The 26,108-nt window shown below is 68.1% G+C and carries 27 protein-coding genes; 5 read left to right on the top strand and 22 right to left on the bottom strand.

Annotated elements, in window-relative coordinates:
* Positions 1-27: 27 nt before the first annotated feature.
* The 6 genes from MJO58_RS12065 to MJO58_RS12040 all read right to left on the bottom strand — a co-directional run bounded on the left by MJO58_RS12065 (position 28) and on the right by MJO58_RS12040 (position 6,977).
* Positions 28-1,713, bottom strand: a complete 1,686-nt coding sequence (locus MJO58_RS12065; protein WP_239722950.1) for a prolipoprotein diacylglyceryl transferase — start codon at positions 1,711-1,713, stop codon at positions 28-30.
* The gene (gene trpA / locus MJO58_RS12060) at positions 1,710-2,519 is read right to left on the bottom strand and encodes a tryptophan synthase subunit alpha (RefSeq protein ID WP_090601687.1); all 810 of its coding nucleotides are present in this window, start codon (positions 2,517-2,519) and stop codon (positions 1,710-1,712) included. The genes MJO58_RS12065 and trpA overlap by 4 nt, the downstream gene beginning before the upstream one ends.
* Complete coding sequence (gene trpB, locus MJO58_RS12055) at positions 2,516-3,778, bottom strand: tryptophan synthase subunit beta (protein ID WP_434086344.1); 1,263 nt, start codon at positions 3,776-3,778, stop codon at positions 2,516-2,518. The genes trpA and trpB overlap by 4 nt, the downstream gene beginning before the upstream one ends.
* Positions 3,779-3,838: 60 nt before the next feature.
* Positions 3,839-4,657 carry an indole-3-glycerol phosphate synthase TrpC gene (gene trpC / locus MJO58_RS12050; protein ID WP_090601685.1) on the bottom strand — a complete coding sequence of 273 codons (819 nt, stop codon included), beginning with the start codon at positions 4,655-4,657 and terminating at the stop codon, positions 3,839-3,841.
* 102 nt (positions 4,658-4,759) lie between these two features.
* Complete coding sequence (locus tag MJO58_RS12045; protein ID WP_239722948.1) at positions 4,760-5,422, bottom strand: TIGR02234 family membrane protein; 663 nt, start codon at positions 5,420-5,422, stop codon at positions 4,760-4,762.
* Positions 5,415-6,977: an anthranilate synthase component I gene (locus tag MJO58_RS12040; RefSeq protein ID WP_239722947.1), complete on the bottom strand. Its 1,563-nt coding sequence runs from the start codon at positions 6,975-6,977 to the stop codon at positions 5,415-5,417. Before MJO58_RS12040 ends, MJO58_RS12045 begins: the two co-directional genes overlap by 8 nt.
* Before the next feature lie 107 nt (positions 6,978-7,084).
* On the opposite strand from MJO58_RS12040, the gene MJO58_RS12035 reads away from it, so the two are divergent.
* Entirely contained in the window at positions 7,085-7,549 is a 465-nt protein-coding gene (locus tag MJO58_RS12035) for a peroxiredoxin (protein ID WP_090601682.1), read from the top strand.
* 19 nt (positions 7,550-7,568) lie between these two features.
* Here the strand turns inward: MJO58_RS12035 and MJO58_RS12030 are convergent, their stop codons facing one another.
* On the bottom strand, positions 7,569-8,663 hold the full coding sequence (locus MJO58_RS12030; RefSeq protein ID WP_090601681.1) for a calcium:cation antiporter: 1,095 nt from the start codon (positions 8,661-8,663) through the stop codon (positions 7,569-7,571).
* A 119-nt stretch (positions 8,664-8,782) separates the two neighbouring features.
* Here MJO58_RS12030 and MJO58_RS12025 point away from each other — a divergent pair, with 119 nt between their 5' ends.
* Positions 8,783-10,285, top strand: a complete 1,503-nt coding sequence (locus tag MJO58_RS12025) for a serine/threonine-protein kinase (protein ID WP_239722946.1) — start codon at positions 8,783-8,785, stop codon at positions 10,283-10,285.
* On the opposite strand, the gene hisI is transcribed toward MJO58_RS12025, so the two are convergent.
* Genes hisI through hisD form a run of 8 tightly spaced genes read right to left on the bottom strand, consistent with a single transcriptional unit; the run spans position 10,282 to position 16,735 of the window.
* Complete coding sequence (hisI, locus tag MJO58_RS12020) at positions 10,282-10,629, bottom strand: phosphoribosyl-AMP cyclohydrolase (RefSeq protein ID WP_090601679.1); 348 nt, start codon at positions 10,627-10,629, stop codon at positions 10,282-10,284. The two genes, MJO58_RS12025 and hisI, sit on opposite strands and share 4 nt — an antisense overlap.
* Positions 10,626-11,411, bottom strand: a complete 786-nt coding sequence (hisF, locus tag MJO58_RS12015; RefSeq protein ID WP_090601678.1) for an imidazole glycerol phosphate synthase subunit HisF — start codon at positions 11,409-11,411, stop codon at positions 10,626-10,628. Before hisF ends, hisI begins: the two co-directional genes overlap by 4 nt.
* A gap of 1 nt (position 11,412) precedes the next feature.
* The gene (locus tag MJO58_RS12010) at positions 11,413-12,213 is read right to left on the bottom strand and encodes an inositol monophosphatase family protein (RefSeq protein WP_239722945.1); all 801 of its coding nucleotides are present in this window, start codon (positions 12,211-12,213) and stop codon (positions 11,413-11,415) included.
* A gap of 4 nt (positions 12,214-12,217) precedes the next feature.
* Positions 12,218-12,964 carry a bifunctional 1-(5-phosphoribosyl)-5-((5-phosphoribosylamino)methylideneamino)imidazole-4-carboxamide isomerase/phosphoribosylanthranilate isomerase PriA gene (gene priA, locus MJO58_RS12005; protein WP_239722944.1) on the bottom strand — a complete coding sequence of 249 codons (747 nt, stop codon included), beginning with the start codon at positions 12,962-12,964 and terminating at the stop codon, positions 12,218-12,220.
* A complete protein-coding gene (gene hisH / locus MJO58_RS12000) occupies positions 12,965-13,585 on the bottom strand; it encodes an imidazole glycerol phosphate synthase subunit HisH (RefSeq protein WP_239722943.1) in 621 nt (206 codons plus the stop codon).
* Positions 13,582-14,214, bottom strand: a complete 633-nt coding sequence (gene hisB / locus MJO58_RS11995; protein ID WP_090601674.1) for an imidazoleglycerol-phosphate dehydratase HisB — start codon at positions 14,212-14,214, stop codon at positions 13,582-13,584. Before hisB ends, hisH begins: the two co-directional genes overlap by 4 nt.
* Complete coding sequence (locus MJO58_RS11990; RefSeq protein ID WP_239722942.1) at positions 14,211-15,410, bottom strand: histidinol-phosphate transaminase; 1,200 nt, start codon at positions 15,408-15,410, stop codon at positions 14,211-14,213. The genes hisB and MJO58_RS11990 overlap by 4 nt, the downstream gene beginning before the upstream one ends.
* A complete protein-coding gene (hisD, locus tag MJO58_RS11985) occupies positions 15,407-16,735 on the bottom strand; it encodes a histidinol dehydrogenase (protein WP_239723247.1) in 1,329 nt (442 codons plus the stop codon). The genes MJO58_RS11990 and hisD overlap by 4 nt, the downstream gene beginning before the upstream one ends.
* A gap of 110 nt (positions 16,736-16,845) precedes the next feature.
* Between hisD and MJO58_RS11980 the strand changes: the two genes are divergently transcribed.
* Positions 16,846-17,256, top strand: a complete 411-nt coding sequence (locus MJO58_RS11980; protein WP_090608898.1) for a nitroreductase family deazaflavin-dependent oxidoreductase — start codon at positions 16,846-16,848, stop codon at positions 17,254-17,256.
* 128 nt (positions 17,257-17,384) lie between these two features.
* Here MJO58_RS11980 and MJO58_RS11975 read toward each other — a convergent pair whose 3' ends face one another.
* Genes MJO58_RS11975 through nadA form a run of 4 tightly spaced genes read right to left on the bottom strand, consistent with a single transcriptional unit; the run spans position 17,385 to position 21,905 of the window.
* Entirely contained in the window at positions 17,385-18,413 is a 1,029-nt protein-coding gene (locus tag MJO58_RS11975) for an alcohol dehydrogenase catalytic domain-containing protein (RefSeq protein WP_090601671.1), read from the bottom strand.
* Between the two features lie 11 nt (positions 18,414-18,424).
* Positions 18,425-19,279 carry a carboxylating nicotinate-nucleotide diphosphorylase gene (gene nadC / locus MJO58_RS11970; RefSeq protein ID WP_090608897.1) on the bottom strand — a complete coding sequence of 285 codons (855 nt, stop codon included), beginning with the start codon at positions 19,277-19,279 and terminating at the stop codon, positions 18,425-18,427.
* Between the two features lie 11 nt (positions 19,280-19,290).
* Positions 19,291-20,856: an L-aspartate oxidase gene (locus tag MJO58_RS11965; RefSeq protein WP_239723246.1), complete on the bottom strand. Its 1,566-nt coding sequence runs from the start codon at positions 20,854-20,856 to the stop codon at positions 19,291-19,293.
* A complete protein-coding gene (gene nadA, locus MJO58_RS11960) occupies positions 20,856-21,905 on the bottom strand; it encodes a quinolinate synthase NadA (protein WP_090601670.1) in 1,050 nt (349 codons plus the stop codon). The genes MJO58_RS11965 and nadA overlap by 1 nt, the downstream gene beginning before the upstream one ends.
* A 46-nt stretch (positions 21,906-21,951) precedes the next feature.
* On the opposite strand from nadA, the gene MJO58_RS11955 reads away from it, so the two are divergent.
* Positions 21,952-22,674: an NUDIX hydrolase gene (locus MJO58_RS11955; protein WP_090601669.1), complete on the top strand. Its 723-nt coding sequence runs from the start codon at positions 21,952-21,954 to the stop codon at positions 22,672-22,674.
* A gap of 111 nt (positions 22,675-22,785) precedes the next feature.
* Complete coding sequence (locus tag MJO58_RS11950) at positions 22,786-24,126, top strand: lipase family protein (protein ID WP_239722941.1); 1,341 nt, start codon at positions 22,786-22,788, stop codon at positions 24,124-24,126.
* Between the two features lie 8 nt (positions 24,127-24,134).
* Here the strand turns inward: MJO58_RS11950 and MJO58_RS11945 are convergent, their stop codons facing one another.
* Genes MJO58_RS11945 through bioB form a run of 3 tightly spaced genes read right to left on the bottom strand, consistent with a single transcriptional unit; the run spans position 24,135 to position 26,092 of the window.
* A complete protein-coding gene (locus MJO58_RS11945) occupies positions 24,135-24,800 on the bottom strand; it encodes a DUF2567 domain-containing protein (RefSeq protein WP_434086343.1) in 666 nt (221 codons plus the stop codon).
* The gene (bsaP, locus tag MJO58_RS11940; RefSeq protein WP_090601666.1) at positions 24,797-25,024 is read right to left on the bottom strand and encodes a biotin synthase auxiliary protein BsaP; all 228 of its coding nucleotides are present in this window, start codon (positions 25,022-25,024) and stop codon (positions 24,797-24,799) included. Before bsaP ends, MJO58_RS11945 begins: the two co-directional genes overlap by 4 nt.
* Positions 25,025-25,054: 30 nt before the next feature.
* A complete protein-coding gene (bioB, locus tag MJO58_RS11935; RefSeq protein WP_090601665.1) occupies positions 25,055-26,092 on the bottom strand; it encodes a biotin synthase BioB in 1,038 nt (345 codons plus the stop codon).
* Positions 26,093-26,108 lie beyond the last annotated feature (16 nt).

Genomic DNA, 26,108 nt, shown 5'->3' with positions numbered 1-26,108 from the left:
TATACCCCAGCCTCGACGAGTCGTTTGCTAGCTGCCGGGACGCCGGTTGCGGCGACGCAGCGCCCAGCGGCGCCGAGTCTGGTGGTCGTCCGCGCTGGGGGCGGGGTCCGACGCAGGCGGCTCAGCTGCGGGTTCCTCGGGCTTCACGTCGACGGCCGGGGTTGACGGCTCCGGCTCGCTTTCTTCGGTTTCCGCGGCTGCTTCGGCACCTTCATCGGGTTCGCTGGCCCCCGCCTCGGGTTCGGCGGTTTCGGGATCAGCGTCCAACTTTTCTGCTTCGGGTTCTTCGGCTTCCGGCTCGTCGGCTTCCGGCTGCTCAGCCTCAGCCTCGGCCGTCGCCTCTTCCGCCTCAGCCGCCGGCTCCTCGGCGACCGCCTCCTCGACTTCCGGCTCCTCGGCCTCAGGTTCGTCGGCTTCCGGCTCGTCGGCTTCCGGCTGCTCAGCCTCAGCCTCGGCCGTCGCCTCCTCGGCTTCCGCGTCCTGGACTTCCGGCTCCTCGACTTCCGGCTCCTCGGCTACCGCCTCCTCGGCGACCGGCTCCTCGACTTCCGGCTCCTCGGCGACCGGCTCCTCGGCGACCGGCTCCTCGACTTCCGGCTCCTCGGCGACCGGCTCCTCGGCGACCGGCTCCTCGACTTCCGGCTCGTCGGCTTCGGCTTGGGGTCCGCCGGTCTCGGTCGCTTCCGGCTCCTCGACCCTCGCCGTTTCGACGGACTCCGATGACGCCGCCGAGCCGGCGTCATCGTCCGCACCGGCCACAGTCGCCGCCACCGTCGAAGCCGCGGCGACACTGACGAGCTCCTCCGTCGGCTCGACTTCGGGCTTGGATTCCGCGTCGGTCGGGTGATCCTTGCCGCGCAAACTTTCGGGATCCTCGCGGCCCTTCGGCGCCAGAACGATGTAGACGACGGCGCCGATGAACACGAAAGTCGCTGTAAACGAGTTGATGCGAATGCCGGCGATGTGGGTGGCGGTGTCGTCTCGCAGCAGCTCGACCCAGAAGCGCCCGACACAGTAGAGCGCGACGTACGCCGCAAAGAGCCGTCCGTGACCGATCGCGTAACGCCGGTCGATGTAGAGCAGGATGGCGAAAACCAATACGTTCCAGAGCAATTCGTACAGAAAGGTCGGTTGCACCACGACCGCGAGCTGGCCCGTCGACACGCCGTCAAGTGAATGCGGGTCGATGTATCCCGAAGGATCGCGGCGATAGAAGATTTCCAGGCCCCACGGCAGCGTCGTCTCCCGGCCGTAAAGCTCCTGATTGAAGTAGTTCCCGAGCCGACCGATGGCCTGCGCCAAGATGATTCCCGGTGCGACCGAATCGAGGAAGGCCGGCAACGGAATTCCGAGCCGTCGGCAACCGATCCATGCCCCAAGCACGCCGAGGGCCACCGCACCCCAGATGCCCAGCCCGCCGTCCCAGATGCGGAACGCCGCGCCGAACCCGGCACCACCCGGGCCCCAATACGTCCGCCAATCGGTGGCCAGGTGATACAGCCGGCCGCCAATCAAGCCGAACGGGACCACCCACAGCGCGATGTCGTAAATCACCCCACGCTGCCCGCCGCGAGCTGCCCAGCGCCGGTCTCCGATAATCAGCGCGACCACGATCCCGGTGATGATGAACAGCGCGTACGCGCGAATCGGCAACGGACCCAGGTGCCAGACACCTTGCGGTGGGCTGGGGAAATACGTGGGCAACATCGTCATGATGTCGACACTCGCACACCTTCGGCCAATTCCTGGGTCAACGCACGCAAGCTCGCCAGACCGTCGGCGAGTGCCGATACCAAGGCCGAACCGACGATGACACCGTCGGCGTAACCGCCGATCTGCGCGGCCTGCTCACGCGATCGCACGCCGAGGCCGACGCCAACGGGGATGTCGGATACCGCTTTGACTCGGCTGACCAATTCGGGGGCGGCGTTGGACACCGCGTCGCGTGCCCCGGTCACGCCCATCGTCGAGGCCGCATAGACGAATCCACGCGATGCCTCGACCGTGCTCACCAGACGCTGCGGTGTCGACGAGGGCGCCACCAGGAAGATGCGATCCAGCCGATGCTCCTCGGACGCGGCCATCCACTCTTCGGCTTCGTCGGGGATCAGGTCCGGCGTGATGAGCCCGTGTCCGCCTGCCGATGCGAGGTCCCGCGCGAACGCATCAACCCCGTAGCGCAGCACCGGGTTCCAATACGTCATGACCACGGCACGACCGCCTGCCATGCTGATCGCCTCGACCGCGGCCAAGGTGTCACGCACGCGCACTCCCCCGCGCAACGCGACCTCGGTGGCCCGGGCGATGGTCGGGCCGTCCATGCCGGGATCCGAATACGGCACCCCGACTTCGACCAGGTCACAACCCGATTCGACCAGGGCGGTCATCGCGTCTACCGAAGTCGACACGTCGGGATAGCCCGTGGGCAGGTAGCCGATCAGCGCGGCGCGGTTTTCGGCCCGGCACGCGTCGAAAAGCGGTGCCAGCCTGCTGGCATGGCTTTGCTCCACCGTCATCACTTGTCCTGCTCGTCCATCAGGCCGAACCACTTCGCTGCCGTCTCGACGTCCTTGTCGCCGCGGCCCGACAGGTTCACCACAATGACTGCGCCGCTGCCCAATTCAGTGCCGAGCTTGAGCACACCGGCGACGGCGTGGGCGGATTCGATGGCCGGGATGATGCCCTCGGTCCGGCACAGCAGGCGAAACGCGTCCATGGCCTCGGCGTCGGTGATCGGCCGGTATTCGGCGCGCCCTGTCTCCCGCAGCCACGCGTGCTCCGGGCCTACTCCCGGGTAGTCCAAACCCGCTGAGATCGAATGAGATTCGATCGTCTGGCCGTCCTCGTCCTGCAGCAGATAGGAGAACGACCCTTGAAAGGCCCCCGGTGAACCCCCGCTGAATGTCGCCGCGTGCCTGCCGGTCTCGACGCCGTCGCCCGCTGCCTCGTAGCCAATCAGCCGCACGCCCGGGTCGTCGATGAAGGCGTGGAAGATGCCAATGGCGTTTGACCCGCCTCCGACGCAGGCCGTGACGGCGTCGGGCAACCGGCCCGCCTGCGCCTGGATCTGCGCGCGCGCCTCCAGCCCGATGATGCGCTGGAAATCGCGGACCATCGTCGGGAAGGGGTGTGGGCCTGCCGCCGTGCCGAAGCAGTAGTACGTGTTGTGGGCGTTGGTGACCCAATCCCGGAACGCCTCGTTGATGGCGTCCTTCAACGTTTGCGAACCCGTGTCGACCGAGACGACCTCGGCGCCCAACAGCCGCATCCGCGCCACGTTGAGCGCTTGGCGGGCGGTATCGACCGCGCCCATGTAGATCACGCACTCCAGGCCGAGCAATGCGCAGGCGGTGGCCGTCGCCACGCCGTGCTGCCCGGCGCCGGTCTCGGCGATCACCCGGTTCTTGCCCATCCTCTTGGCCAGCAACGCCTGGCCGAGCACGTTGTTGATCTTGTGAGAACCGGTGTGGTTCAAGTCTTCTCGCTTGAGGAAGATGCGTGCCGAACCGGCGTGTTCGCTCAGGCGGGTGGCCTCGTAGAGGGGTGACGGCCGGCCGGCGTAGTTGGCCAGCAAGTCGTCCAGCAGATCCAGGAATTCTGGATTGACGCGTTCCTTCTCGTAGGCCGCGGTGACTTCTTCGATCACCGCCATCAACGCCTCGGCGACGTAGCGGCCACCGTACACACCGAAATGTCCACCCGAGTCAGGGTCGTGTCGGGTGGGTTCGGAAATGGCCGCGCTCGCAAGCGGAAGGGCGGGGCGAGTGAGATCCACCATCACCAATGCTCAACGCGGGGATGGCTCATGGGGTTCAACGTTTCAACGCAGCGGCTCTGACTAACGAGCCGGTTTCGGACAGGACGGATGGGTACCCGCGGTCACCAGATCGGCGACTGCGGCACGCGGGTCGCCACTTTTGACCAACCCCTCACCGACGAGGACGGCATCGGCGCCGGCACCGGCGTACGCCAACAGGTCCGCGGTACCCCGCACACCCGATTCGGCGATCCTGATCACCTTGCTGGGCAGTCCGGGTGCGATCCGCGAAAAGCTATCCCGGTCCACCTCCAGCGTCTTGAGGTCGCGGGCATTGACCCCGATCACGTTGGCGCCGGCCTTGAGTGCGCGGTCCGCCTCTTCTTCGGTGTGGACCTCGACAAGCGCTGTCATGCCAAGTGATTCGGTGCGGTCGAGCATCGCCGCCAGCGCCGACTGCTCCAAGGCGGCGACGATCAGCAGCAACATGTCGGCGCCGTGCGCACGCGCCTCGTGAATCTGATACGGCTGCACCACAAAGTCTTTGCGCAAGACCGGAATCGACACCGCGGCCCGAACCGCATCCAGGTCGTCGAGCGAGCCGTTGAAACGCCGCTCCTCGGTCAAGACACTGATAATGCGGGCACCGCCGTCTTCGTAGGCCTGAGCCAGCTTCGCCGGATCGGCAATGGGCGCCAACGAACCCGCCGACGGACTGGCGCGCTTGACCTCGGCGATGACGCCGATCCCCGGCTCGCGCAGCGCGGCCATCACATCAAGAGGTGGGGGCGCTGCGGCGGCGGCCGCTTTGATCTCGGGAAGAGGAATACGCGCTTCGCGCGCGGCAACATCGGCCCGGACTCCCTCAAGGATGGAGTCAAGGACAGTCGCCGGACTCATACCTGTGTTTCCCTTCTACAGCCATACAGACGGTCACCTAACCGGTTCCGAGCCGATTTCGACGACGTCAATGAAGGGTAGCGACCGTCGGCTCGCGGCCCGTCACCGACCCTCGGTGTCAGACTCGCGGGGCCGATCAGTCGGGTCATGCCCCTCATCGAGTGCGTCCCAGATCATCCGCTCCGACATCTCTGGCGCCCCCGGCTCCTCCAGCATCGCCCCGTCGGCACCTTCGCGTCTCGCAATTGAGCGGCGGGTCGCCGGCGCGGCGTATTTTTTCGCCCCTCCCGTCATCGCCGAACGCATCAACAGGACGGCGGCGATCAATGTGCACACCGCGGCACCCACCGCGAACCCGGCGCCGGCGTACCGCCGCTCGCTGCCCACCAGCGTCAGCAGCGAAATGTGGGCAAGTTCGGATCCTCGCACCGCCACATCCGGCAGCACCCACAGGCTGACGCCCAGATAGCCGATCGCCAGGCTGATCACGGCGAGCAGCCCGGCCAGCGCGCGCAGCGCCCAGCCCCGCACCGCGAGCGCCGCCACGGCGGTGGCCAGCAGCAGCAGGGCCGACGGCAGCAGGACCGTCGACCAGGACGCGCCGGCCAGGATCACTTCCCTGGGTGGCCCCAGCCCGTCGAACGACCGGATCACCACCCACGGCAGCCGCGAGGCGGTCCACAGCAGGCCCGCGGCGATGACCAGCAGCAGCTGGGCGAGGCCGATCGTCAGCCGGGCCCGCCGGTCCGGCGGGGCATCAGCCATTGCGGGTGGCGTCCGGGGCGCTGAGCGTCTGCGCCGCGGCGATGGCGTTAAGCACCGCGCGCGCCTTGTTGCTCGCCTCGGTGTACTCATAAGGACCGTTGGAGTCGGCCACTACTCCGCCGCCCGCCTGGACATAGGCGGTGCCGTTGCGTATCAGCGCCGTGCGAATGGCGATCGCGAAGTCCGCGTTGCCGGCGAAGTCGAGATACCCGAGCACGCCGCCGTATACGCCGCGGCGTGTCTTCTCCACTTCTTCGATCAGCTCCATCGCCCGCACCTTGGGCGCTCCGGACAGCGTGCCGGCCGGGAAACAGGCCGTGACGGCGTCCAAGGCGGTGCGGCCCTCGCCGAGCAGGCCAGTCACCGTCGAGACCAGGTGCATGACATGGCTGTAGCGCTCGATGTGGCTGTAATCCTCGACGCGGACCGTGCCGGGCGTGCAGACCCGGCCGAGGTCGTTGCGGCCGAGGTCGACCAGCATCAAGTGCTCGGCGCGTTCCTTGTCGTCGGACAGCAGCTCCTTTTCCAGCAGCTGATCTTCTTCCTCGTTCTGTCCACGCCACCGGGTACCGGCGATCGGATGCGTCGTCGCGCGGCCATCGGCGACGGTGACGAGTGCCTCGGGACTAGATCCGACAATCGAAAAGTCAGTCGCACCAGCACTATTCGGCACATGCAGCAAGTACATGTAGGGACTGGGGTTGGTCACTCGCAGAATCCGGTAGACGTCGATCGGGTCGACGTCGGTGTCCATTTCGAAGCGCTGCGAGGGCACCACCTGAAAGGCTTCGCCGGCCGCGATCTGGTCGACGAGATAGTCGACGATCTTCCCGTATTCCTCGACCGTGCGCTGCGCTCGATAGTCGGGCTCGGGCTTGCTGAAGGTGGCCACCGTCGACGGCAGCGGCTGGCCCAGCGCCTCGGTCATCACATCCAGGCGCGCGACGGCGTCGTCGTAGGCCTCGTCGACCCGCTCGTCGGTGCCGTTCCAGTTCACCGCGTTGGCGATCAGCGTGATAGTGCCCTCGTGATGGTCGACCGCCGCGACATCCGTGGCCAGCAGCATCAGCATTTCCGGTAGCTGCAGATCGTCGACGGCCATTTCCGGCAGGCGTTCCAGGCGCCGCACCATGTCGTAGGCGAAGAACCCGACCAGGCCGCCCGACAGCGGCGGAAGCCCCGACTCGGACTGGTCGGGGGCCGCTCTGGTTTGTCGGGTGGACAGCAGCTCCAGGGTGGCCTGCAGCGCCTCGAGGGGATCGCCGCCGGTCGGCGCGTCCTGCGGAACCGCACCCAACCACACCGCTTCGCCGTCGCGCACGGTCAACGCCGAGGGTGCGCCGGCGCCGATGAACGACCATCGCGACCACGATCGGCCGTTTTCGGCGGACTCCAGCAAGAACGTGCCGGGTCGATTGGCGGCCAGCTTGCGATACGCCGACAGCGGCGTCTCGCTGTCAGCCAAGACCTTCCGGGTCACCGGAACAAAGCGGTGCGCCGCCGCGAGCAGGCGGAATTCCTCCCGTGAGGTCGTGTCGGCGAGGTGTGGGCGCACCCAACCATCCTCGCAGATGCGTTTGCGCGGCCCAGGCGGTCCCGCCGGTGCCGTTAGGCCCGCGGCCCGGCATCATCTGGTGGACGATCGGGCGTAGCCTGACGCCCATGAAAACTGGTGACACGGTGGCCGACTTCGAACTTCCCGATCAGACCGGAACGCCCCGCAAGCTCAGCGCCCTGCTTGCCGACGGACCGGTGGTGCTGTTCTTCTACCCCGCGGCAATGACTCCTGGGTGCACCAAGGAAGCCTGCCATTTCCGCGACCTGGCCGCCGAATTCGCGGCGGTCGGCGCCAACCGCGTCGGCATCAGCACCGATGCCGTGCAGAAGCAGGCCAAGTTCGCCGACAAGGAAAGCTTCGACTACCCGCTGCTGTCCGACTCCGACGGCACGGTGGCCGCCCAGTTCGGCGTCAAGCGTGGTCTGCTCGGCAAGTTGATGCCGGTCAAACGCACGACGTTCGTGATCGACACCGACCGCACGGTGCTCAACGTGATTTCCAGCGAGTTCAGCATGGACACCCATGCCGACCAGGCGCTGCAGACCCTGCGGGCCCGTTCGTCGGCGTAATCGCTTGCGCTGCTTGCCGTTACGGGACGATCGCCAGGAACACGAACGCGGCCAGCAGCACCAGATGTACCTCGCCCTGTAACCGGGTCGCCCGGCCGGGGATCACGGTGAGCATGCTGATCACCACGGTCAGGGCAAACAGCACCAACTGTGTCGGACCCAACCCGAGAAGCAGCGGCCCTTTGATCCAGATCGACGCCAGCGCGATGCCCGGAATAGTGAGCCCGATGCTGGCCATCGCCGAGCCGTACGCGAGGTTCAGACTGGTCTGAATGCGGCCCTGTCGCGCCGCTCGCACCGCCGCCAGCGTCTCGGGCAGCAACACCAGGCCCGCGATCACCACGCCGACGAACGAGTGCGGAAAGCCCGCGACCGACACCAGTTTCTCGACGGCCGGCGACTCCTGTTCGGCCAGGCCCACGACCGCGACAAGCGCGCCCGCCAGCAGCGCGACGCTGCGCAGCGCCGCGGCTTGGCTCGGCGGTTCCGCGTGGCTTTCCTCGTCGAACATGCTGCCCTGCTGACCGCGCTGCGCGACCGGCAGAAAGAAGTCGCGATGCCGCACCGTCTGGGTGAAGACGAACAGCAGGTACAGCAGCAGCGAGGCGACGGCGGCGAATACCAGCTGCCCGGGCGAGAACTCTTGCCGACCACGAGTCGTGGTGAAGCTGGGCAGCACCAGGCTCAGCGTCGCCAGCGTGGTGAGCGTCGCCAGCGCCGCACCGCTGCCGTGCGGGTTGAACAACGTCACGCCGTAGCGATGCGATCCCAGCAGCAGCGACAGCCCGGCGATGCCGTTGGTGGTGATCATCAGGGCGGCAAACGCGGTATCCCGGGCCAGCGTCTCCGCCTCATTTCCGCCCGAGGCCATCAGCTCGATGATCAGAGCCAGCTCGATGACGGTTACCGCGGTGGCGAGCACCAGCGACCCGAACGGCTCGCCCACCCGGTGCGCGACCACCTCCGCGTGGTGCACCGCGGCCAACACGGCACCGATCAGAACGACCGCCTCGAGCGCCGCCAGCGACGGCCCAGGCTCCGTGCCCCAGGTCAGTGCCAGCGTGACGAGGGCCAGCAGCGGCACCACCACGTTCCACGAGATTCGTTCGCGCATCGCCCGCCATTCTGATCGAAATCGTCGGCCGGTGCCGACTCGGGGCGCGCCGCGTGACGCTGCGCCGCACGGCCGCGATTTGCCGGCCGCCGCAACCATCGTCTCAGTAGCATGCTCACATGCCGCAAAGCAATGGTTTACCCGAAGGCGCGCTGTTCGCTGGATTCAGGATCATTCGGCGGCTGGGGGCCGGCGGGATGGGCGAGGTGTATCTGGCGCAGCATCCGCGGCTGCCGCGCCGTGACGCCCTGAAGATCTTGCCCGCCGAGCTCACCGACAACGTCGAGTTTCGGCAGCGCTTCAACCGGGAGGCCGATCTCGCCGCCAGCCTGTACAACGAGCACATCGTCGGTATCCACGACCGCGGCGAATACGAAGGGCAACTGTGGATTTCGATAGACTACGTGGAGGGCACCGACGCCGCGCAGCTGCTGCGCCAGTACCCGTCGGGGTTGCCGAAAGCCGACGTCCTCGAAATCGTCGCCGCCGTGGCCGACGCGCTGGATTACGCGCATTCGCGCGGCCTGCTGCACCGCGACGTCAAACCAGCGAACATTTTGATCAGCGATGCCGCGCCGCGACGGCGCATCCTGCTGGCCGATTTCGGCATTGCTCGCGAGCTGGGTGAAATCAGCGGCCTGACAGCGACAAACATGATGATGGGCACCACCGCCTATTGCGCGCCCGAGCAGCTGCAGGGACTCGACATCGATGGACGGGCCGACCAATACGCGCTGGGATGTACCGCGTTCAATCTGTTGACCGGTGCCGCCCCTTTTCAGAATTCCAATCCCGCGGTGGTCATCACACAGCATTTGTCCACGCCGCCGCCGCCGGTCAGCGGGCGCCGGCCCGAGCTGGCGGATCTCGACGGCGCACTCGCCAAGGCGTTGGCCAAGAACCCCGCCGATCGTTTCGCGACGTGTACGGATTTCGCCGCCGCGCTCGGCAGCCAGCTCGACACCGCGGCCGACGCCGTCGGTCCGACCCAAGCGGCCCCGATCGCGGACACCGAAGCAATCGCTGCGCCCCAAACCGCCTCACCCGCAACGCCGGCCGCACGCAGCACCCGGCGCACGGCGGTGGCGGTCGCCGCGGTCGTCGGTCTGGCCCTGGTCGGCCTTGCCGTCCTCGTCGGGGTCCGGGTGTTCGGCGGCTCGCACCAATCCGGCAACGCCAACGCGCATTCTGTCGCGCCAACGAGCGGGCAGGCCTCGACTCCCACGAATCCGGCAATCAAGCTCTCCGGCCAGATCACCGACCAATCGGGAGTGCTTGGCCCGCTGGAGTACGACGCGGTGGACCGGGCCCTCAGGAAGCTCTACGACACCCGCGGCACCCGGCTATGGGTCGTCTACGTCAAACGCTTCGATGGCCTCAAGCCATTCCGCTGGGCGGAGGAAGTCATGCGCGCCAACAACTTCACCGACAACGACGCCATCCTTGCCGTCGCCACCGAGGAGCCCGCGTACTCGTTCCGGGTGCCCAACGCGGTGATCAACGGCAAGCCCATCGATCTGGAAGTCGTTCGCCGGGATCGCATCTCACCGGCGGTCTTTCGTCATGAATGGACGCGCGCCGCGATCGAGGCGGCCAATAGCCTGGACGTGGCGCCCCGCTAGTTCTCGGGTTCGAGCAGCGCGCCGGCATCGAAGCAGCTGTGGTCTCCGGTGTGGCAGGCTCCGCCGACCTGGTCGACAGTCAGCAGCACGGCGTCACCGTCGCAGTCCAGGCGCAGCGAGTGCACATACTGGGTGTGCCCCGACGTCGCACCCTTGATCCACTGCTCGCCGCGGGATCGCGAAAAGTAAGTGGCCTCACGGGTTTCCAGGGTGCGGGCCAGCGCCGCGTCATCCATCCAGGCGACCATCAGCACGTCGCCGCTGCCTCGCTCCTGCACGACGGCGGTGAACAGGCCGTCGGCGTTGCGCTTGAGGCGCGCGGCGATGTCGGGATCGAGTGTCATCGTACCGTGATCCCTGCCGCGGCCATCGCCGCCTTCACCTGCCCGATCGTCAGCTCGCGGAAGTGAAAGACGCTGGCCGCCAACACCGCATCGGCACCGGCCGCAACCGCGGGCGCGAAGTGGTCGACCGTGCCCGCGCCGCCGCTGGCGATCACCGGAACCGTGACCGCGGCACGAACCGCGCGCAACATCGCCAGATCGAAACCGGCCTTGGTGCCGTCGGCGTCCATCGAATTGAGCAGAATCTCCCCCACTCCGAGGTCGGCACCCCGGGCCGCCCACTCGACGGCGTCGATGCCGGTGCCGCGGCGCCCGCCGTGCGTGGTGACCTCCCAGCCCGATGGCGTGGGGGTCGAACCGGACGGCACCCTGCGAGCGTCGACGGACAACACGATGCATTGCGAGCCGAATTGCCTTGACATCTCTGCCAATAGGTCCGGGCGTGCGATCGCGGCGGTATTCACCGAGACCTTGTCCGCCCCCGCCCGCAGCAGGACATCGACGTCGGCGACGGCGCGGACGCCGCCGCCGACGGTCAGCGGGATGAACACCTGCTCGGCGGTGTGGCGTACCACATCCAACATCGTCGCCCGGCCCGACGAGGACGCGGTCACGTCCAGAAAGGTCAGCTCGTCGGCGCCCTCGGCGTCATAGGCCGCGGCGAGTTCGACGGGGTCACCCGCGTCGCGCAGATTCTCGAAATTGACTCCCTTGACCACGCGCCCGTCGTCGACGTCCAGGCACGGAATCACGCGCACGGCAAGGTCGGTACCCGCATGCATCTCAGTAGTCCTCCGGTCGACCGGCACTGCGCAGAATCTCGAGGATCTCTTCGTACGCGCCGGGGGCGGCGGCCAGCACCGACCGAGACTCGGGGGTCCAGGGTTGACCGAGCAGATCGGTGACGGTGCCACCCGCGGCGCGAACCTGCGCGACCCCGGCGGCGTGATCCCACACCTGGCCGCCGAAATGAACTGCGCACGAAAGGATTCCGTCGGCCACATAAACCAGGTCAAGGCCGGTCGAACCGTGCATGCGCAGTCGCGAGGACACCCGGCTCAGCTTTTCCAGCACCGCGAGTCGATAACGTCCCGGGAATCGTCCCCGAGAGTCGGCGTTGAATGTGCCGACGCCGATCAGGGTGTCGGCCAGCGGCGTGTGGTTCAACGGCGCCTGCGCGACATCATTCTTCATCAACGGCCCCTCGGCGAGAGCCGCATAGCGGTCGTCGGTGAACGGTATCCAGGTCAGGCCGGCCACCGGCTCGCCGTCGTGCAACAGGCCCAGCAGTATCGCCGCCATGGGTGAACCGGCGGCGTAGTTGAAGGTGCCGTCGATCGGATCCAGCACCCACACCCATGGTGAATCGACCGGTGTGCCACCGAATTCCTCGCCGTGCACCCCGATTCCGGTGGCCGCTTGCAGCGCCGCGACAACCTGCCGCTCGATCGCCAGATCAACCTGGGTGGCGAAGTCGTTGCCCTTCTTGCGTACCGCCGAATCGGCGCGGTGCCCCGCCACGAACGGCTCCACCGCTGCGTCGAGGATTGTCGACGCCTCGGCCAGCAGTGCGTGCAGATCCATCGTTCTACCGCCGCACCGCGTCCAGTGCCTGCGGCAAGGTGAACCGCCCGGCGTAGAGCGCCTTGCCCACAATGGCTCCCTCGACGCCGCGGTCGGTGAGAGTGGCGATCGCGCGCAGGTCGTCCAGGCTCGACACGCCACCGGACGCGATGACCGGGGCGTCGGTGCGCTCGGCGACACGGGCCAGCAGGTCGAGGTTCGGGCCGCCCAGCGTGCCGTCCTTGGTGACGTCGGTGACGACGAACCGCGAACATCCTTCGGCGTCAAGGCGTTCCAGCACATCCCACAGATCGCCACCGTCGGTTTCCCAGCCCCGTCCGCGCAGTCGGTACTCGCCGTGTGGATGGCTCGGGTCGATCTGGACGTCCAAACCGACGGCGACCTTCTCACCGTGCTCGGTGATCGCCCGGGCACACCACTGCGGATTCTCCAGCGCCGCGGTCCCCAGGTTGACCCGGGCGCAGCCGGTGGCCAGCGCCGCCGCCAGCGAGTCGTCGTCGCGAATCCCGCCGGACAACTCCACCGACACGTCGAGCTTTCCGACCACCTCGGCAAGCAATTCGCGGTTGGAACCGCGGCCGAACGCCGCGTCCAAGTCCACGAGATGGATCCAGTCGGCACCGTCGCGCTGCCAGTTCAGTGCCGCGTCCAGCGCCGAGCCGTACTCGGTTTCGCTGCCGGCCTTGCCCTGCACCAGGCGCACGGCACGACCTTCGACAACATCGACAGCGGGTAACAAAATCAATGACATCTACAGTCCCTCAACCCAGTTGCTCAATACGGCCGCACCGGCGTCCCCACTCTTCTCCGGGTGGAATTGGGTGGCGGCCAGCGGACCGTCCTCGACCGCCGCCAGAAACGGCACCTGATGGGTGGCCCACGTCAGCACGGCCTCCGGCGAGCCTTCCCACCGCTGCGCGGCGTAGGAATGCACGAAGTAGAACCGGGCGGACGCATCCAGACCGTTGAAAAGTCGACTGCCCGAGCCGGATTGGACGACATTCCAGCCCATGTGCGGGATCACCGGGGCGTCCAGCCGGGTCACGGATCCGGGCCACTGCCCACACCCGGACGTCTCGACCCCGAATTCCACGCCGCGCGCGAACAGGATCTGCATGCCGACGCAGACCCCGAGCACCGGGCGCCCGGCGGCCACCCGTTCGGCGATGATCCGCTCCCCGGCGATCTTGCGCAGTCCGGTCATGCACGCCTCGTACGCGCCGACCCCGGGCACCACCAGCCCGTCGGCGGCCGCGGCCGCACGCGCGTCGGCGGTGACCTCCACCGTCGCACCGACGCGCTCCAGCGCACGCTGCGCAGACCGGAGATTGCCCGAGCCGTAGTCCAGCACCACGACTGATCGTGTTGTCACAGAACACCTTTGGTGGACGGTACACCCGACACACGGGGGTCGGGTTCGACCGCCTGGCGCAACGCGCGTGCGACGGCCTTGTACTGCGCTTCGGTGATGTGGTGCGGGTCGCGCCCGTACAGCACCCGCACGTGCAGGGCGATGCGGGCGTTGGCCGCCAGCGATTCGAACACGTGCCGGTTGATCACGGTGTGATAGGGCACCGAGCTGCCAGCGATGGTGGTGTGCTGCAGGTGATCCGGCTCGCCACTGTGCACGCAGTACGGCCGGCCGGACACGTCGACGGCGGCGTGCGCGAGCGTCTCGTCCATCGGAATGAAGGCATCCCCGAACCGGCGGATACCCTTCTTGTCGCCAAGGGCCTCCCGGAGGGCCTGGCCCAGCACGATCGCGGTGTCCTCGATCGTGTGGTGTCCTTCGATTTCCACGTCGCCCTCGGTGCGCACGGTCAGGTCGAAGCTGGCGTGACTGCCCAACGCGGTCAGCATGTGGTCATAGAACGGCACACCGGTGTCGACGTGCACCTGACCGGTGCCATCGAGGTCCAGCTCGACGACGATGTCGGATTCCTTGGTGCGGCGTTCGATGCGCGCGCGGCGCGTCGCTTTTCCTGTTTCGGGGGTCGTCACGAGGCTCCTAATACGTGGTCGCGCCCCGCCGCACGCGGCGTCGTCGCGCTTGCGATCGCGCCTAGCGGGCTGGGATTGGCTGGGGCCAGCTCGGTGGCGGCGATCTGGGCGCTCGCCCTGAGGAACCCGTCGTTCTCGTCGGCAAGTCCGATGGTGGTGCGCAGGTAGCCGGTAATGCCGACGTCGCGGATCAGCACGCCCACCTCCAGGTAGCGCTGCCAGGCGGCGGGCGCGTCCGCGAATTCGCCGAACAGCACGAAGTTCGCGTCGCTGGGGATCACCCGAAAGCCCAAGCGGCTCAAGGCCGCCATCACTCGTTCGCGTTCGGCGATCAAGGTGGCCACGCTGCCCAGGGTGTCGTCGGCGTGGCGCAGCGCGGCCCGGGCGGCGGCCTGGGTGACCGACGACAGGTGATAGGGCAATCGCACCAACAGCATCGCGTCGATCAGCGCAGGCGTGGCGACCAGATACCCCAGCCGGCCGCCGGCGAACGCGAACGCCTTGCTCATCGTGCGGCTGACCACGAGCCGGGTCGGGTACTCCTCGATCAGCTCGACGGCGCTGGGCTGCGACGAGAACTCGCCGTAGGCCTCGTCGACGATCAGAATGCCCGGTGTCACGTCGAGTAGCCGGCGCAGATCCGGCAGCGCAATGCTTTGTCCAGTCGGGTTGTTCGGGCTGGTGACGAATACCACGTCCGGTTTGCGCTCGGTGATGGCGGCGACGGCCGCGTCGATGTCGAGGTTGAAGTCGTCACTGCGCGGGGCCTCGAGCCATTCGGTGCGGGTGCCCTCGGAAATCAGCGGGTGCATCGAGTAAGACGGGACGAATCCGATCGCGCTGCGTCCCGGCCCGCCGAACGCCTGCAACAGCTGCTGCAGGATCTCGTTGGATCCATTGGCGGCCCAGAGGTTTTCGAAACCGAGCCGGGTTCCGGTCTGCGCGGTGAGGTAACGCGCCAGATCGGTGCGCAGCGCCACCGCGTCACGGTCCGGATAGCGGTGCAAATCGGCGGCGACCTCCCGCACGGACCGGACGACGTCGTCGACCAAAGCCTGACTGGGCGGGTGCGGGTTCTCATTGGTGTTCAGCCGCACCGGAACCGCCAATTGCGGTGCGCCGTAAGGCGATTTGCCGCGCAAGTCGGCGCGTAGCGGCAGGTCGTCGAGGGTCACCTGCCGCTCGGATGCGGTCATCGTTCGAACCTCCGCCGGACCGCCTCGCCGTGGGCGGGCAGGTCTTCGGCTTTCGCGAGGGTGACCACGTGTCCGGAGACGTCCTTGAGGGCCGCCTCGGTGTAGTCCACGACGTGGATGCCACGCAGGAAGGTCTGCACCGAAAGACCGCTGGAGTGCCGGGCGCTGCCCGCGGTCGGCAACACGTGGTTGGAGCCGGCACAGTAGTCGCCGAGGCTTACCGGAGAGTACGGGCCGACGAAAATCGCTCCGGCCGAACGTATTCGGCCGGCAACCTGCGGCGCGTCAGCGGTCTGGATCTCGAGGTGCTCGGCGGCATAGGCGTTGACCACCTTGACACCGGCGTCGAGATCGTCAACCAGGATGATCGCCGATTGCGGGCCGCTGAGCGCGCTCGTCACCCGTTCACGATGCACCGTGGTCTGCAGCTGCGCGGCGACCTCGGTGTCGGTGGCCGCGGCCAGGTCTTCGCTCGCGGTCACCAGCACACTGCCGGCCATCTCGTCGTGTTCGGCTTGGCTGATCAGGTCGGCGGCCACGTGCGCCGGGTCGGCGGTGTGGTCGGCCAGGATGGCGATCTCGGTCGGCCCGGCTTCGGCGTCGATGCCGACCAGCGAGCGGCAGAGCCGCTTGGCGGCCGTGACGTAGACATTGCCGGGCCCGGTGATCAGGTCGACCGGCGCCAGCTGCGTGCCGTCGGTGTCGACGCCGCCGTAGGCCAGCAGTGCGACGGCCTGCGCCCCGCCGACGGCCCACACCTCGTCGACGCCGAGCAGCCGGGCCGCGGCCAGGATCGTCGGGTGCGGCAGGCCTTCGAACTGGCCCTGGCACTGTGCCTGCGGCGGACTGGTCACCACCAGCGAGTCGACTCCCGCGGCCTGCGCGGGGACGACGTTCATCACCACGCTGGACGGATACACCGCGTTGCCGCCGGGCACATACAGGCCGACCCGCTCGACGGGCACCCAGCGCTCGGTGACGGTGGCACCCGGCCCGAGCACGGTGGTGGTGTCGGTCCGGCACTGGTCGGCGTGTACGGCGCGGGTCCGCTCGATCATCACCTGCAGGGCGTCGCGGACGTCAGCGTCCAGCCCGTCCAGCGCGGCCCGCAACGCGGCCCCGGGTACCCGGACCGCCGCCGGGCGTACGCCGTCGAACGACTCGCCGTATTCCAGCGCCGCCTCGGCCCCGCGCTCGGCAACGGCCTGCACGATCGGCTGCACCTTCGACAACACCGACTCCACATCGGCGCCGCCACGCGGTAACGCCGCCCGCAGCCGGGCAGCCGTCAGCTCCGCGCCCCGCAGGTCGATGCGGGCCAGCACAGATCGGGATGTGGCAGTCACAGCGTCCATTGTCCCAGAGGAACTCAAATCAATATCCGGCCGGTACAGTGCCGATAATCAGCGCACAGACGTTCCACAAGGGAGCCGGCATGTCCACAAAGGATCACCCGAACAACGCTCCGGGCATCCCGATGGTATATCCGACGTGGTTTGAGAACTTCCAGGTCAAATACGTCAACCCGGCCTTGAAGCCGATCGCGCGCTTCCTGCCCGGCACGGGCACGATCGAGCATCGCGGCCGCACGTCGGGCAAGACGTACAAGACCATCGTGACGGCCTATCGCAACGGCAATGTGTTGGCGATTGCGCTGGGCCACGGCAAGACCGACTGGGTGAAGAACGTGCTGGCCGCCGGGCAGGCTGACCTGCACTTTGCCCGCAGCGTCGTGCACATCACCAATCCCCGGATCCTGCCCGCGGGGTCCGATGGCACGGGCCTGCCCCGGCTGGTGCGTCTGCAGTTGCGCCGGATGGCGGTGCTGGTCAGCGACATCGCCTGAACCGCGGCGCGGCCTACTGCCGCGTTGAGTGTGCGCCCGCGCCCTTGACCGTGCGCTGGCGGCGGCCTGCGCCGGCGGGTCGCCGCCCAGGACGCACACTCGACACCGGACGAGCGACGCCAGAAGGTCTACGCCCGGGTGAAGACGGTCTTGCCGGTCATCGTCGGCCACACCGAGGGCGCTTCGGCCCAGGGCACCACCCGGTCGAGGGCCGGTGACAGGTCGCATCCGCCGGCCAGCAGCTCCAGCACCCGCGGAATGGCCGACCGCGCGTTGACCCGCCCGGTGACGAACCTCACCCCGCGGGTGTACATCGGCAGCAGCGGCATCTCGACGATCGGCTGGTAGTAGATCCCGGTATCGGTGCACACGCCGTCCGGCCAGGTCGCCCGCAGCGTGGCGGCCAGCAGCGACGGATCGGCGGAGGTGTGCACCGTCACCGGGTAAGGCTCCCAGGTCTTGTCGGGCTTCACCCGATCGTGGACCACCGCGCCGAGCTTCTCGGCGGCCGCCAGCCGGCGCACATCGTGGTCGACGTAGTCGACGCGCGCTCCCAGCGCGGCCGCGAACGCGGCGGCGTACAGCCCGATCGAGAGCTTGCCCACCACCAGCACGCGGCGGTCGGCCGGATCGAGCGCGGCCAACTCGGCCGCATACGGCCCCACCGCCCGCCAGCCGTCGGGGATGTTGTCCGACAGCGAGGCGATCGCGTTGGGCTGCACGCCGTCCGGGACGGGGAGCAGCATCGCGTCGGCGTAGGGCACCAGCACCTCGTCCGACATGAATCCGCCGCCGTTGAGACCGGCGAGCGGGCCGAGACCGTACATCGCCATCAGCGGCACCGAGCCACACGAGCCGGTCACGCCGCGGCGGCAAGCCGAGCAGCTGCCGCAGCTGATCTGGAACGGCACCACGACCCAGTCGCCCGGCCGGACGGTGCCGACGGCATCGCCGACGGCCACCACCTCGGCCAGCCCCTCGTGCCCGACGGCGTAGCCGGGCGGCAGCGGCGCCTGGCCGTTGGCAACCGCGATGTCGAGGTCGCAGCAGGCCACCACCAGCGGCCTGACCACGGCTTGGTCCGGCGCGGTGATTTCCGGCTCCGGCACGTCGCGCCAGATATACCGCCCGGCGTCTTCGAAGGTCAGCTGCCGCATCTGGGCCAGCCCTACATGTCCAGCCCGATATCGAGCACGCGTACCGAGTGCGTCAGCGCGCCGACGGCCAGGTAGTCCACTCCGGTGCCGGCGTAATCCGCGGCGGTCTGCAGGCTCAGCCCGCCCGACGACTCGAGCAGCACCGTGGGCGCGCGGGAGTCACGACGCTGCACGGCGATCTGGGTCTGCCACACCGGGAAATTGTCCAACAGGATCAGCTCCGGCTTTTCGGGCAGTACCTCGTCGAGCTGCTCGAGCGAGTCGACTTCGACCTCGCACGGCAGATCGGGTGCGGCCTCGCGCACCGCGCGCAGCGCCTCGACGACGGATCCGGCCGCCGCGACGTGGTTGTCCTTGATCAGTGCGGCGTCGCCCAGCCCGAGGCGGTGGTTGACCCCGCCGCCGACCCGGACCGCGTACTTCTGCAGGGCACGCAGGCCGGGCAGCGTCTTGCGGGTGTCGCGGACCTGCGCCTTGGTGCCGCTGACGGCGTCCACCCAGGCCGCGGTCGCGGTGGCGATCCCCGACAGGTGGCAGATCAGGTTCAGCATCGTGCGCTCGGCGGTCAACAGCCCGCGGTTCTCGGCCCGCACGGTCAAAACAGGCTGGCCGGGCTGCACACGGGCACCGTCGTCGACGCGATCGAGCACCTGATAGCCGCCGGCACCGAGCACCTCGTCGAGCACCAGCAGGCCGACATCCAACCCGGCGATGACGCCTGCTTCCCGGGGCACCATGGCCGCCGTCGCGTCGCCGGCGGGCACCGTCGCGAGGGTGGTGATGTCGGGTCCGTAGCGCAGATCCTCGTCCAGGCCACGCCGCACGGTGTCGAGGGCAACGGCCAGCTCGGCGTCGGACAGTGTCATCAGGGCAGCCATCAGGACACCGCCGCCAGCTCTTCGGCGTACACCGTGTCGGCCGACCGGACCATGATGCTGCGGGCCTTTTGCGGCGCGGACTCCGGGTACTCGGCGCGGTGGTGGCACCCCCGGCTTTCACTGCGGGCCAACGCCGCAGCGGCCACCGCGCGGGCGGTCAGCGTCAACGCGACGTCCTCGAAATCGCGACGGCCCTCGATCACGCGCACCCGCGCCCGAGACAGCGTCTCGGACAAGCGCTGCAGCCCTGACGCGTCACGGACCACCGACGCGTCGCGCGTCATCGCGGATTGCAGTTCGCGGCGTTTCGACGCGGTGTGGGCGATCGGATCGGGCGGGATCGCGAGCGCCCGTCCGGCCGACAGCGCATGTATGGAAGCGGCCTTCCCCGCGCGGCCACCCACCACCAGGCCTTCCAGCAAGCTGTTGGACGCCAAGCGATTAGCCCCGTGCATGCCGGTGCGGGCCACCTCACCGGCGGCGAACAGCCCGGGCAGCTCGGTCTGACCGTGCACATCGGTGACCACGCCGCCGCAGCTGTAGTGGGCTCCCGGCACCACCGGGATAGGTTGGCGGACAGGGTCTACGCCGGCTGCCCGGCACGCGGCGGTCACGTTGGGGAAACGGGCCTCGAAGCCGTCGATGCCACGCGCGTCGAGGAAGACGCATTCGTCGCCGGTGGCCCTCAGCCGCGCGTCGATGGCCCCCGCGACGACATCGCGCGGCGCCAGGTCGCCCATCGGGTGCACTCCGGCGGTGACCGAATTGCCTTGCCGATCAACCAATACCGCACCCTCGCCGCGGATGGCCTCGGTGATCAGCGGCCGACGACCGTCGGCCTGGCCGCCGAATAACATGGTCGGGTGGAACTGGATGAACTCGAGGTCGCTCACCGCGACGCCGGCCCACAACGCCAAAGCGATTCCGTCGCCGGTGGATCCGTCGGGGTTGGTGGTCGCGCTGTAGAGATGCCCGAGGCCGCCGGAGGCCAGGATCACCGAGGGCGCGCTGATGATCCCGACGCCGTCCGGATTGCCCACGGCCACGCCGGTCACCGCCGTGCCGTCGTGCAGCACCCGCAACGCCACGTGACTGCAGCGGATATCCAGCATCCGGGCGGCGTGGTCGAGTGCCCGCTGCACCTCGGCGCCGGTGGCGTCGCCGCCGGCATGAACGATGCGCCGTCGCGAATGCCCGCCCTCGCGGGTCAGCGCCCACTGGCCGGGCATTGACTCGTCGAATCGCGCACCGGCCGAGACTAATTCGCTGACCGCGCGGTAGCCGTCGGCGACGATCGAGTAGACCGCGCCGGGATCGCACATTCCGGCACCCGCGGCCAGGGTGTCGGCGACATGGGCCTCGACGGAGTCGTCGTTGTCCGGCAGCACGACCGCGATCCCGCCCTGCGCGTAGTGCGTAGCCGTGCCCCCGTGGGTTTCTTCAGACTTGCTGAGAACGACGACGTTGCGGCCGGCACGGTGCGCCGCCAGCGCGGCGGCCAACCCCCCGACACCCGTGCCGATGACGACGACGTCGGCGCTATCGGTCCAGGCGGGGCGGGGCATCATTCGCCGCCGCCCGGCTGGCCGATTTCGATCATGCGCTGCACGCTGCGTCGGCCCGCCGCCGCGATTTCCGGGTCGACGTGCACCTCGTCGGCGCCTTCGACCAGGCAGCGCAGCAGCGCCGCAGGGGTGATCATCTTCATGTACTTGCAGGACGCGCGGTCGTTGACCGCCTGGAAGTCGACTTCCGGTGCGGCTCGGCGTAATTGGTGCAGCATGCCGACCTCGGTAGCAACCAGGACCTTGCGGGCCCGCGTCTGGTATGCGGCGTCCAACATGCCGCCGGTGGAAAGGATCTTGACCCGCTCGGCGGGGAAGGCTCCCTCGCCGGCGAGGTACAGCGCCGAAGTGGCGCAACCACATTCGGGGTGCACATACAGTTCGGCGTCGGGATTGGCGCGGGCCTGATCGGTGAGCTCGTCGCCGTTGATTCCGGCGTGCACGTGGCATTCGCCGGCCCACACGTGGATGTTCTTGCGGCCGGTCACCCGACGGACGTGGGCGCCCAGGAACTGGTCCGGGCAGAACAGCACCTCGCGATCGGGGTCGATCGACTCGACCACGTCGACCGCGTTGGACGAGGTGCAGCAGATGTCGGTGAGCGCCTTCACCGCCGCGGTGGTGTTGACGTAGGAGACGACGACGGCGCCGGGGTGTTCGTCCTTCCAGGCGCTCAGCTCGTCGGGTGTGATCGAATCGGCCAGCGAGCAACCGGCCCGCTGATCCGGGATCAGCACGGTCTTCTGCGGGCTCAGAATCTTGGCGGTCTCGGCCATGAAGTGCACACCGCAGAACACGATGGTGTCCTCCGGCGCTTCGGCGGCGATCCGCGACAGCGCCAGCGAATCGCCGACGTGATCGGCCACGTCCTGAATCGCGGGCAGCTGGTAGTTGTGGGCGAGGACGGTGGCGCCCCGCAGGTTCGCCAGACGGCGAATCTCGTTGGCCCACTGCTCATCACCATCGACGCCGCCGTAACCGGCGGGGGAATTGGTGATGCCGGCAATCATGTCTTCGGCGAGCGGGTCCGTGCGATTCATGACCGTCACGGCGACTCCTTTCGACTTAGGAGGTTTTCGACTTACAATCGAAAACATGCCCAATGGTAGCACCGCGCATGAAGTGCTCGCGGTCGTGTTCCAGGTTCACCAGGCGACCGAGCAGGTTAAGGGAGCCTCCCGAAAGGGAAAACCGCAGCTTAACGTGCTGTTATGGGAACGTGCGCGCGATCCCCAACGCGGCTCCTGGTCGCTGCCGGGCGGACGGTTGCGTAACGACGAGGACATGACCACGTCGGTGCGGCGCCAACTGGCCGAGAAAGTGGATTTGCGCGAGCTGGCCCACCTGGAGCAGCTCGCCGTTTTTTCCGACCCGGGCCGCGTGCCGGGCGCGCGGGTGATCGCGTCGACCTTCCTGGGCCTGGTGCCCTCCCCCGCCACTCCGGAGCTGCCGCCGGACACCCGGTGGCACCCGGTGAGTGCGCTGCCGCCGATGGCGTTCGACCACGGCCCGATGGTGACGCACGCACATGCCCGGCTGGTCGCCAAGATGTCCTACACCAACATCGGATTCGCCTTAGCGCCAAAGGAATTCGCGCTCTCTACGCTGCGCGACATCTACAGCGCTACGCTGGGCTACCAAGTGGATGCGACGAATCTGCAGCGGGTGCTGGTCCGTCGCGGCGTGATCACCCAGACCGGCACCATCGCGCAGTCGGGTCGCAGCGGTGGGCGACCGGCGGCTTTGTACCACTTCACCGAAGCCGCACTGCGAGTGACCGACGAATTTGCCGCGCTGCGGCCGCCCGGCCAGCCTTAATCTGCGCCACCGGACCGGCTTGACGAGCAATCGCTCACAGCCTGGCCATTACAGTTTGGTTACCGACTGTTCATGCGGGAAGATGCCCGATGGCCTAGAAGGGATCCTGAATTGGTTGAACTCGGCAATTTGGCAGGTACCGACGGTGCGGAATGGATTGGTCGGCCGCCACACGAGGAATTGCAGCCCAAGGCGCGCCCGCTGCTGCCCTCGGACGACCCGTTCTATCAGCCGCCTTCCGGTTTCCGACACGCCGAGCCCGGCACCGTGCTGCGCTCCCGCGAGGTGGAACTGGCCTTTCTCGGCCTGATTCCGCAATCGGTTTCGGCCATCCAGCTGCTCTACCGGACCACGGACATGAACGGCGCCCCCGAGGCGTGCGTGACGACGGTCCTCATCCCGGCCGAACGCGTGGTCGGACAGAACAGCCCGCTGCTTTCGTATCAGTGCGCGATCGACGCCATGTCGGCGCGCTGCTTTCCGTCCTATGCGCTGCGCAGGAGATCGAAGGCTCTCGGTTCCATCGCCCAATTGGAGCTCTTCCTGGTGGCCGCGGCCGTCGCCGAAGGTTGGGTGGTCTCGGTGCCCGACCACGAAGGGCTGCTGGGCATGTGGGGTGCCCCCTACGAGCCGGGCTACCGCACCCTCGACGGCATCCGGGCTGCCATGAATTCGGCCCGGATCCCAACTTCTCGATCGGCGCCGGTCGGGCTGTGGGGATACTCCGGCGGCGGGCTGGCCAGCGCGTGGGCCGCCGAAATGTGCGCCGACTACGCGCCCGAGCTCGACATTGTCGGGGCGGTGCTGGGATCGCCGGTCGGCGATCTGGGTCATACCTTCCGGCGCCTCAACGGCGGCTTCCTGGCGGGCCTACCTGCGATGGTGGTGGCCGCGCTCGCACACATTTACCCCGATTTGAACAAGGTCATCCAAGAGCACACGAACGACGAAGGACGCGCCCTGTTGGACCGGCTGGAGTCGATGACGACGGTCGAGGCCGTGCTGCGAATGGCCGGCAAGAACATGGGCGACTATCTCGACGAGCCGCTCGAAGACATCTTGTCGACCCCCGAGGTGTCGTACGTCTTCGACAACATCAAGCTGGGCGTCGCAACACCCGCGCCGCCGGTCTTGATCGTGCAGGCCGTCCACGACTACCTGATCGACGTCCACGACATCGACGCGCTGGCGGACGCCTATTCGGCCGGCGGCGCCAGCGTCACCTATCACCGCGACGCGTTCAACGAGCACATGCTCCTGCACCCGCTGTCGGCGCCGATGACGCTGCGCTGGCTCACCGACCGCTTCGCCCGCCGACCGATCAATGAACACCTGATCAGGACCGTTTGGCCGACGGCGTTCAACCCCATGACCTATGCGGGCATGATGCGACTGGGCGTGATCGCGGCCAAGGTCCTCACCGGACGAAAGATTCATCGCCGCCCGCTGTGAGACGTCGGCTAGGAGACGGAGGCTTCCGGCTCCATCGGCCGCGGGTGTGACGGCTGATCGGTGAGCCCGGAACTGCCCAGGTCGTCGTGGGCGCTTCCGGCCGCCAACAGGGCATAGACCAGTGCGGCGATGGCCGCGGGCCACAGCAGCGTCGTGGCAATCTGCAGCGGGCCGGGCCCGAAGAACACCGGCGGCGCCTGGATGACGTAGGACACGGCGGGGCTGCCCACCACCGGCACCTTGTCGACGTCGAGTGCGCCGTAGCGCAGCAGGGCCAGCACCGCCCCCACCGCCGATGCCCCGCTGGCCGCGCCAACCATGCCGAGCGCCAGCCCGACCACCATGCCCGGGCCCCGCAGCCGGCGCCACTGCCACGCCAGCACCGCGGCCACCACCGCCAACACCGTCAGCAGACCCAGCATCAGGCACGGCACATCGAAGAAGTGCTCAGACTCGGCGCCCAGGTAGTCGTGCACCCGCTCGCCGGAGCGGGTGATCGCCACCACCAGGTGAATCGGCGGGGCCATCCACGCCCACAGGCCGCCCACCAACACGCCGGTCGCCGAAAACCCAAGGACCGCAACGATTATCGCGCGCAACCGCGACGGCCCGGCGGGCGGCGCTGTCGTCGATACGGCGGGTTCGGGAGCAACGGGCACCCAGGGTTCGGTCACCGCCGAGTCTCCAGATCCGCCGAGTCCACGTCGCCGTGCCGCGAGCAGCGCGCGCGCCAGCCGTCGGGGCGGACCTGAACGATCATCCGGCGCCCACATTCGGCGCAGAAGCGCGGGGGCTCAAGGCCCAGCTGGGCCGCGGTGGGCACCGTCGTACCCCCCAATTCCCCGGTGTAGACGTTATAGACGCCAGCGCTGACCGGAGCGCCCAGATCTGGAACCACGGGACTCAAACCTGGCCGCTACGGAGTGGCTTACAAGCTGGCATTGAGCGCCTTGATGGGCATCTGCAGATCCTCGAGCAGCTCCAGATCGGATTCGGCGGGCCGGCCCAGGGTGGTCAGGTAGTTCCCGACGATCACGGCGTTGATCCCACCGAGGATGCCCTGCTTGGCGCCGAGGTCCCCCAGCGTGATCTCCCGGCCACCGGCGAAGCGCAGCATCGTGCGCGGCAACGCCAGCCGGAACGCGGCCACCGACTTCAGGGCTTCGCTGACCGGCATCACTTCGAGGTCGCCGAACGGCGTGCCGGGCCGCGGGTTGAGGAAGTTCAGGGGCACCTCGTCGGGGCCGAGCTCGGCGAGGTCGGCGGCGAATTCCGCGCGCTGCTCCAAGGTTTCTCCCATGCCGAGGATGCCGCCGCAGCACACCTCCATGCCCGCGTCGCGCACCATCGTCAGCGTCTGCCAGCGCTCTTCCCAGGTGTGGGTGGTGACGACATTGGTGAAGAACGACTTGGCGGTCTCCAGGTTGTGGTTGTAGCGGTGCACGCCCATCGCGGCGAGCTCGTCGACCTGCTCGGCGGTCAGCATGCCCAGCGAGCAGGCGACGTTGATCTCGACCTCGTTGCGAATCGCCTCGATACCCGCCGCGACCTGGGACATCAGCCGCTTGTCCGGACCGCGGACCGCGGCCACGATGCAGAATTCGGTGGCACCCGACTTCGCGGTTTGCTTGGCAGCTTCGACCAGGCTCGGGATGTCCAGCCAGGCGCTGCGCACCGGCGAGGCGAACAGCCCGGACTGCGAGCAGAAGTGGCAATCCTCGGGACAACCGCCGGTCTTGAGGCTGATGATGCCCTCGACCTCGACCTCGGGGCCGCACCAGCGCATCCGCACCTCGTGGGCCAGCGCCAGCAGCTCCTCGAGCCGGTCGTCGGACAGTTGCAACACCGCAAGGACCTGGTCCCGGCTCAATCCCTCGCCGCCCTCGAGCACCTGCCGGCGGGCTACCGCCAGGATGTCTGCGTCATGGCCAGCTTCGGTGGTGGGTCGAGTTGCCGCTTGAGTCACCAAGTACTCCCCTGCA

The sequence above is a fragment of the Mycobacterium lentiflavum genome, from assembly GCF_022374895.2.
GTDB lineage: Bacteria > Actinomycetota > Actinomycetes > Mycobacteriales > Mycobacteriaceae > Mycobacterium > Mycobacterium lentiflavum.
The sequence above is the reverse complement of the archived record's forward strand: the minus strand, read 5'-3'. Positions and strand labels throughout refer to the sequence as shown.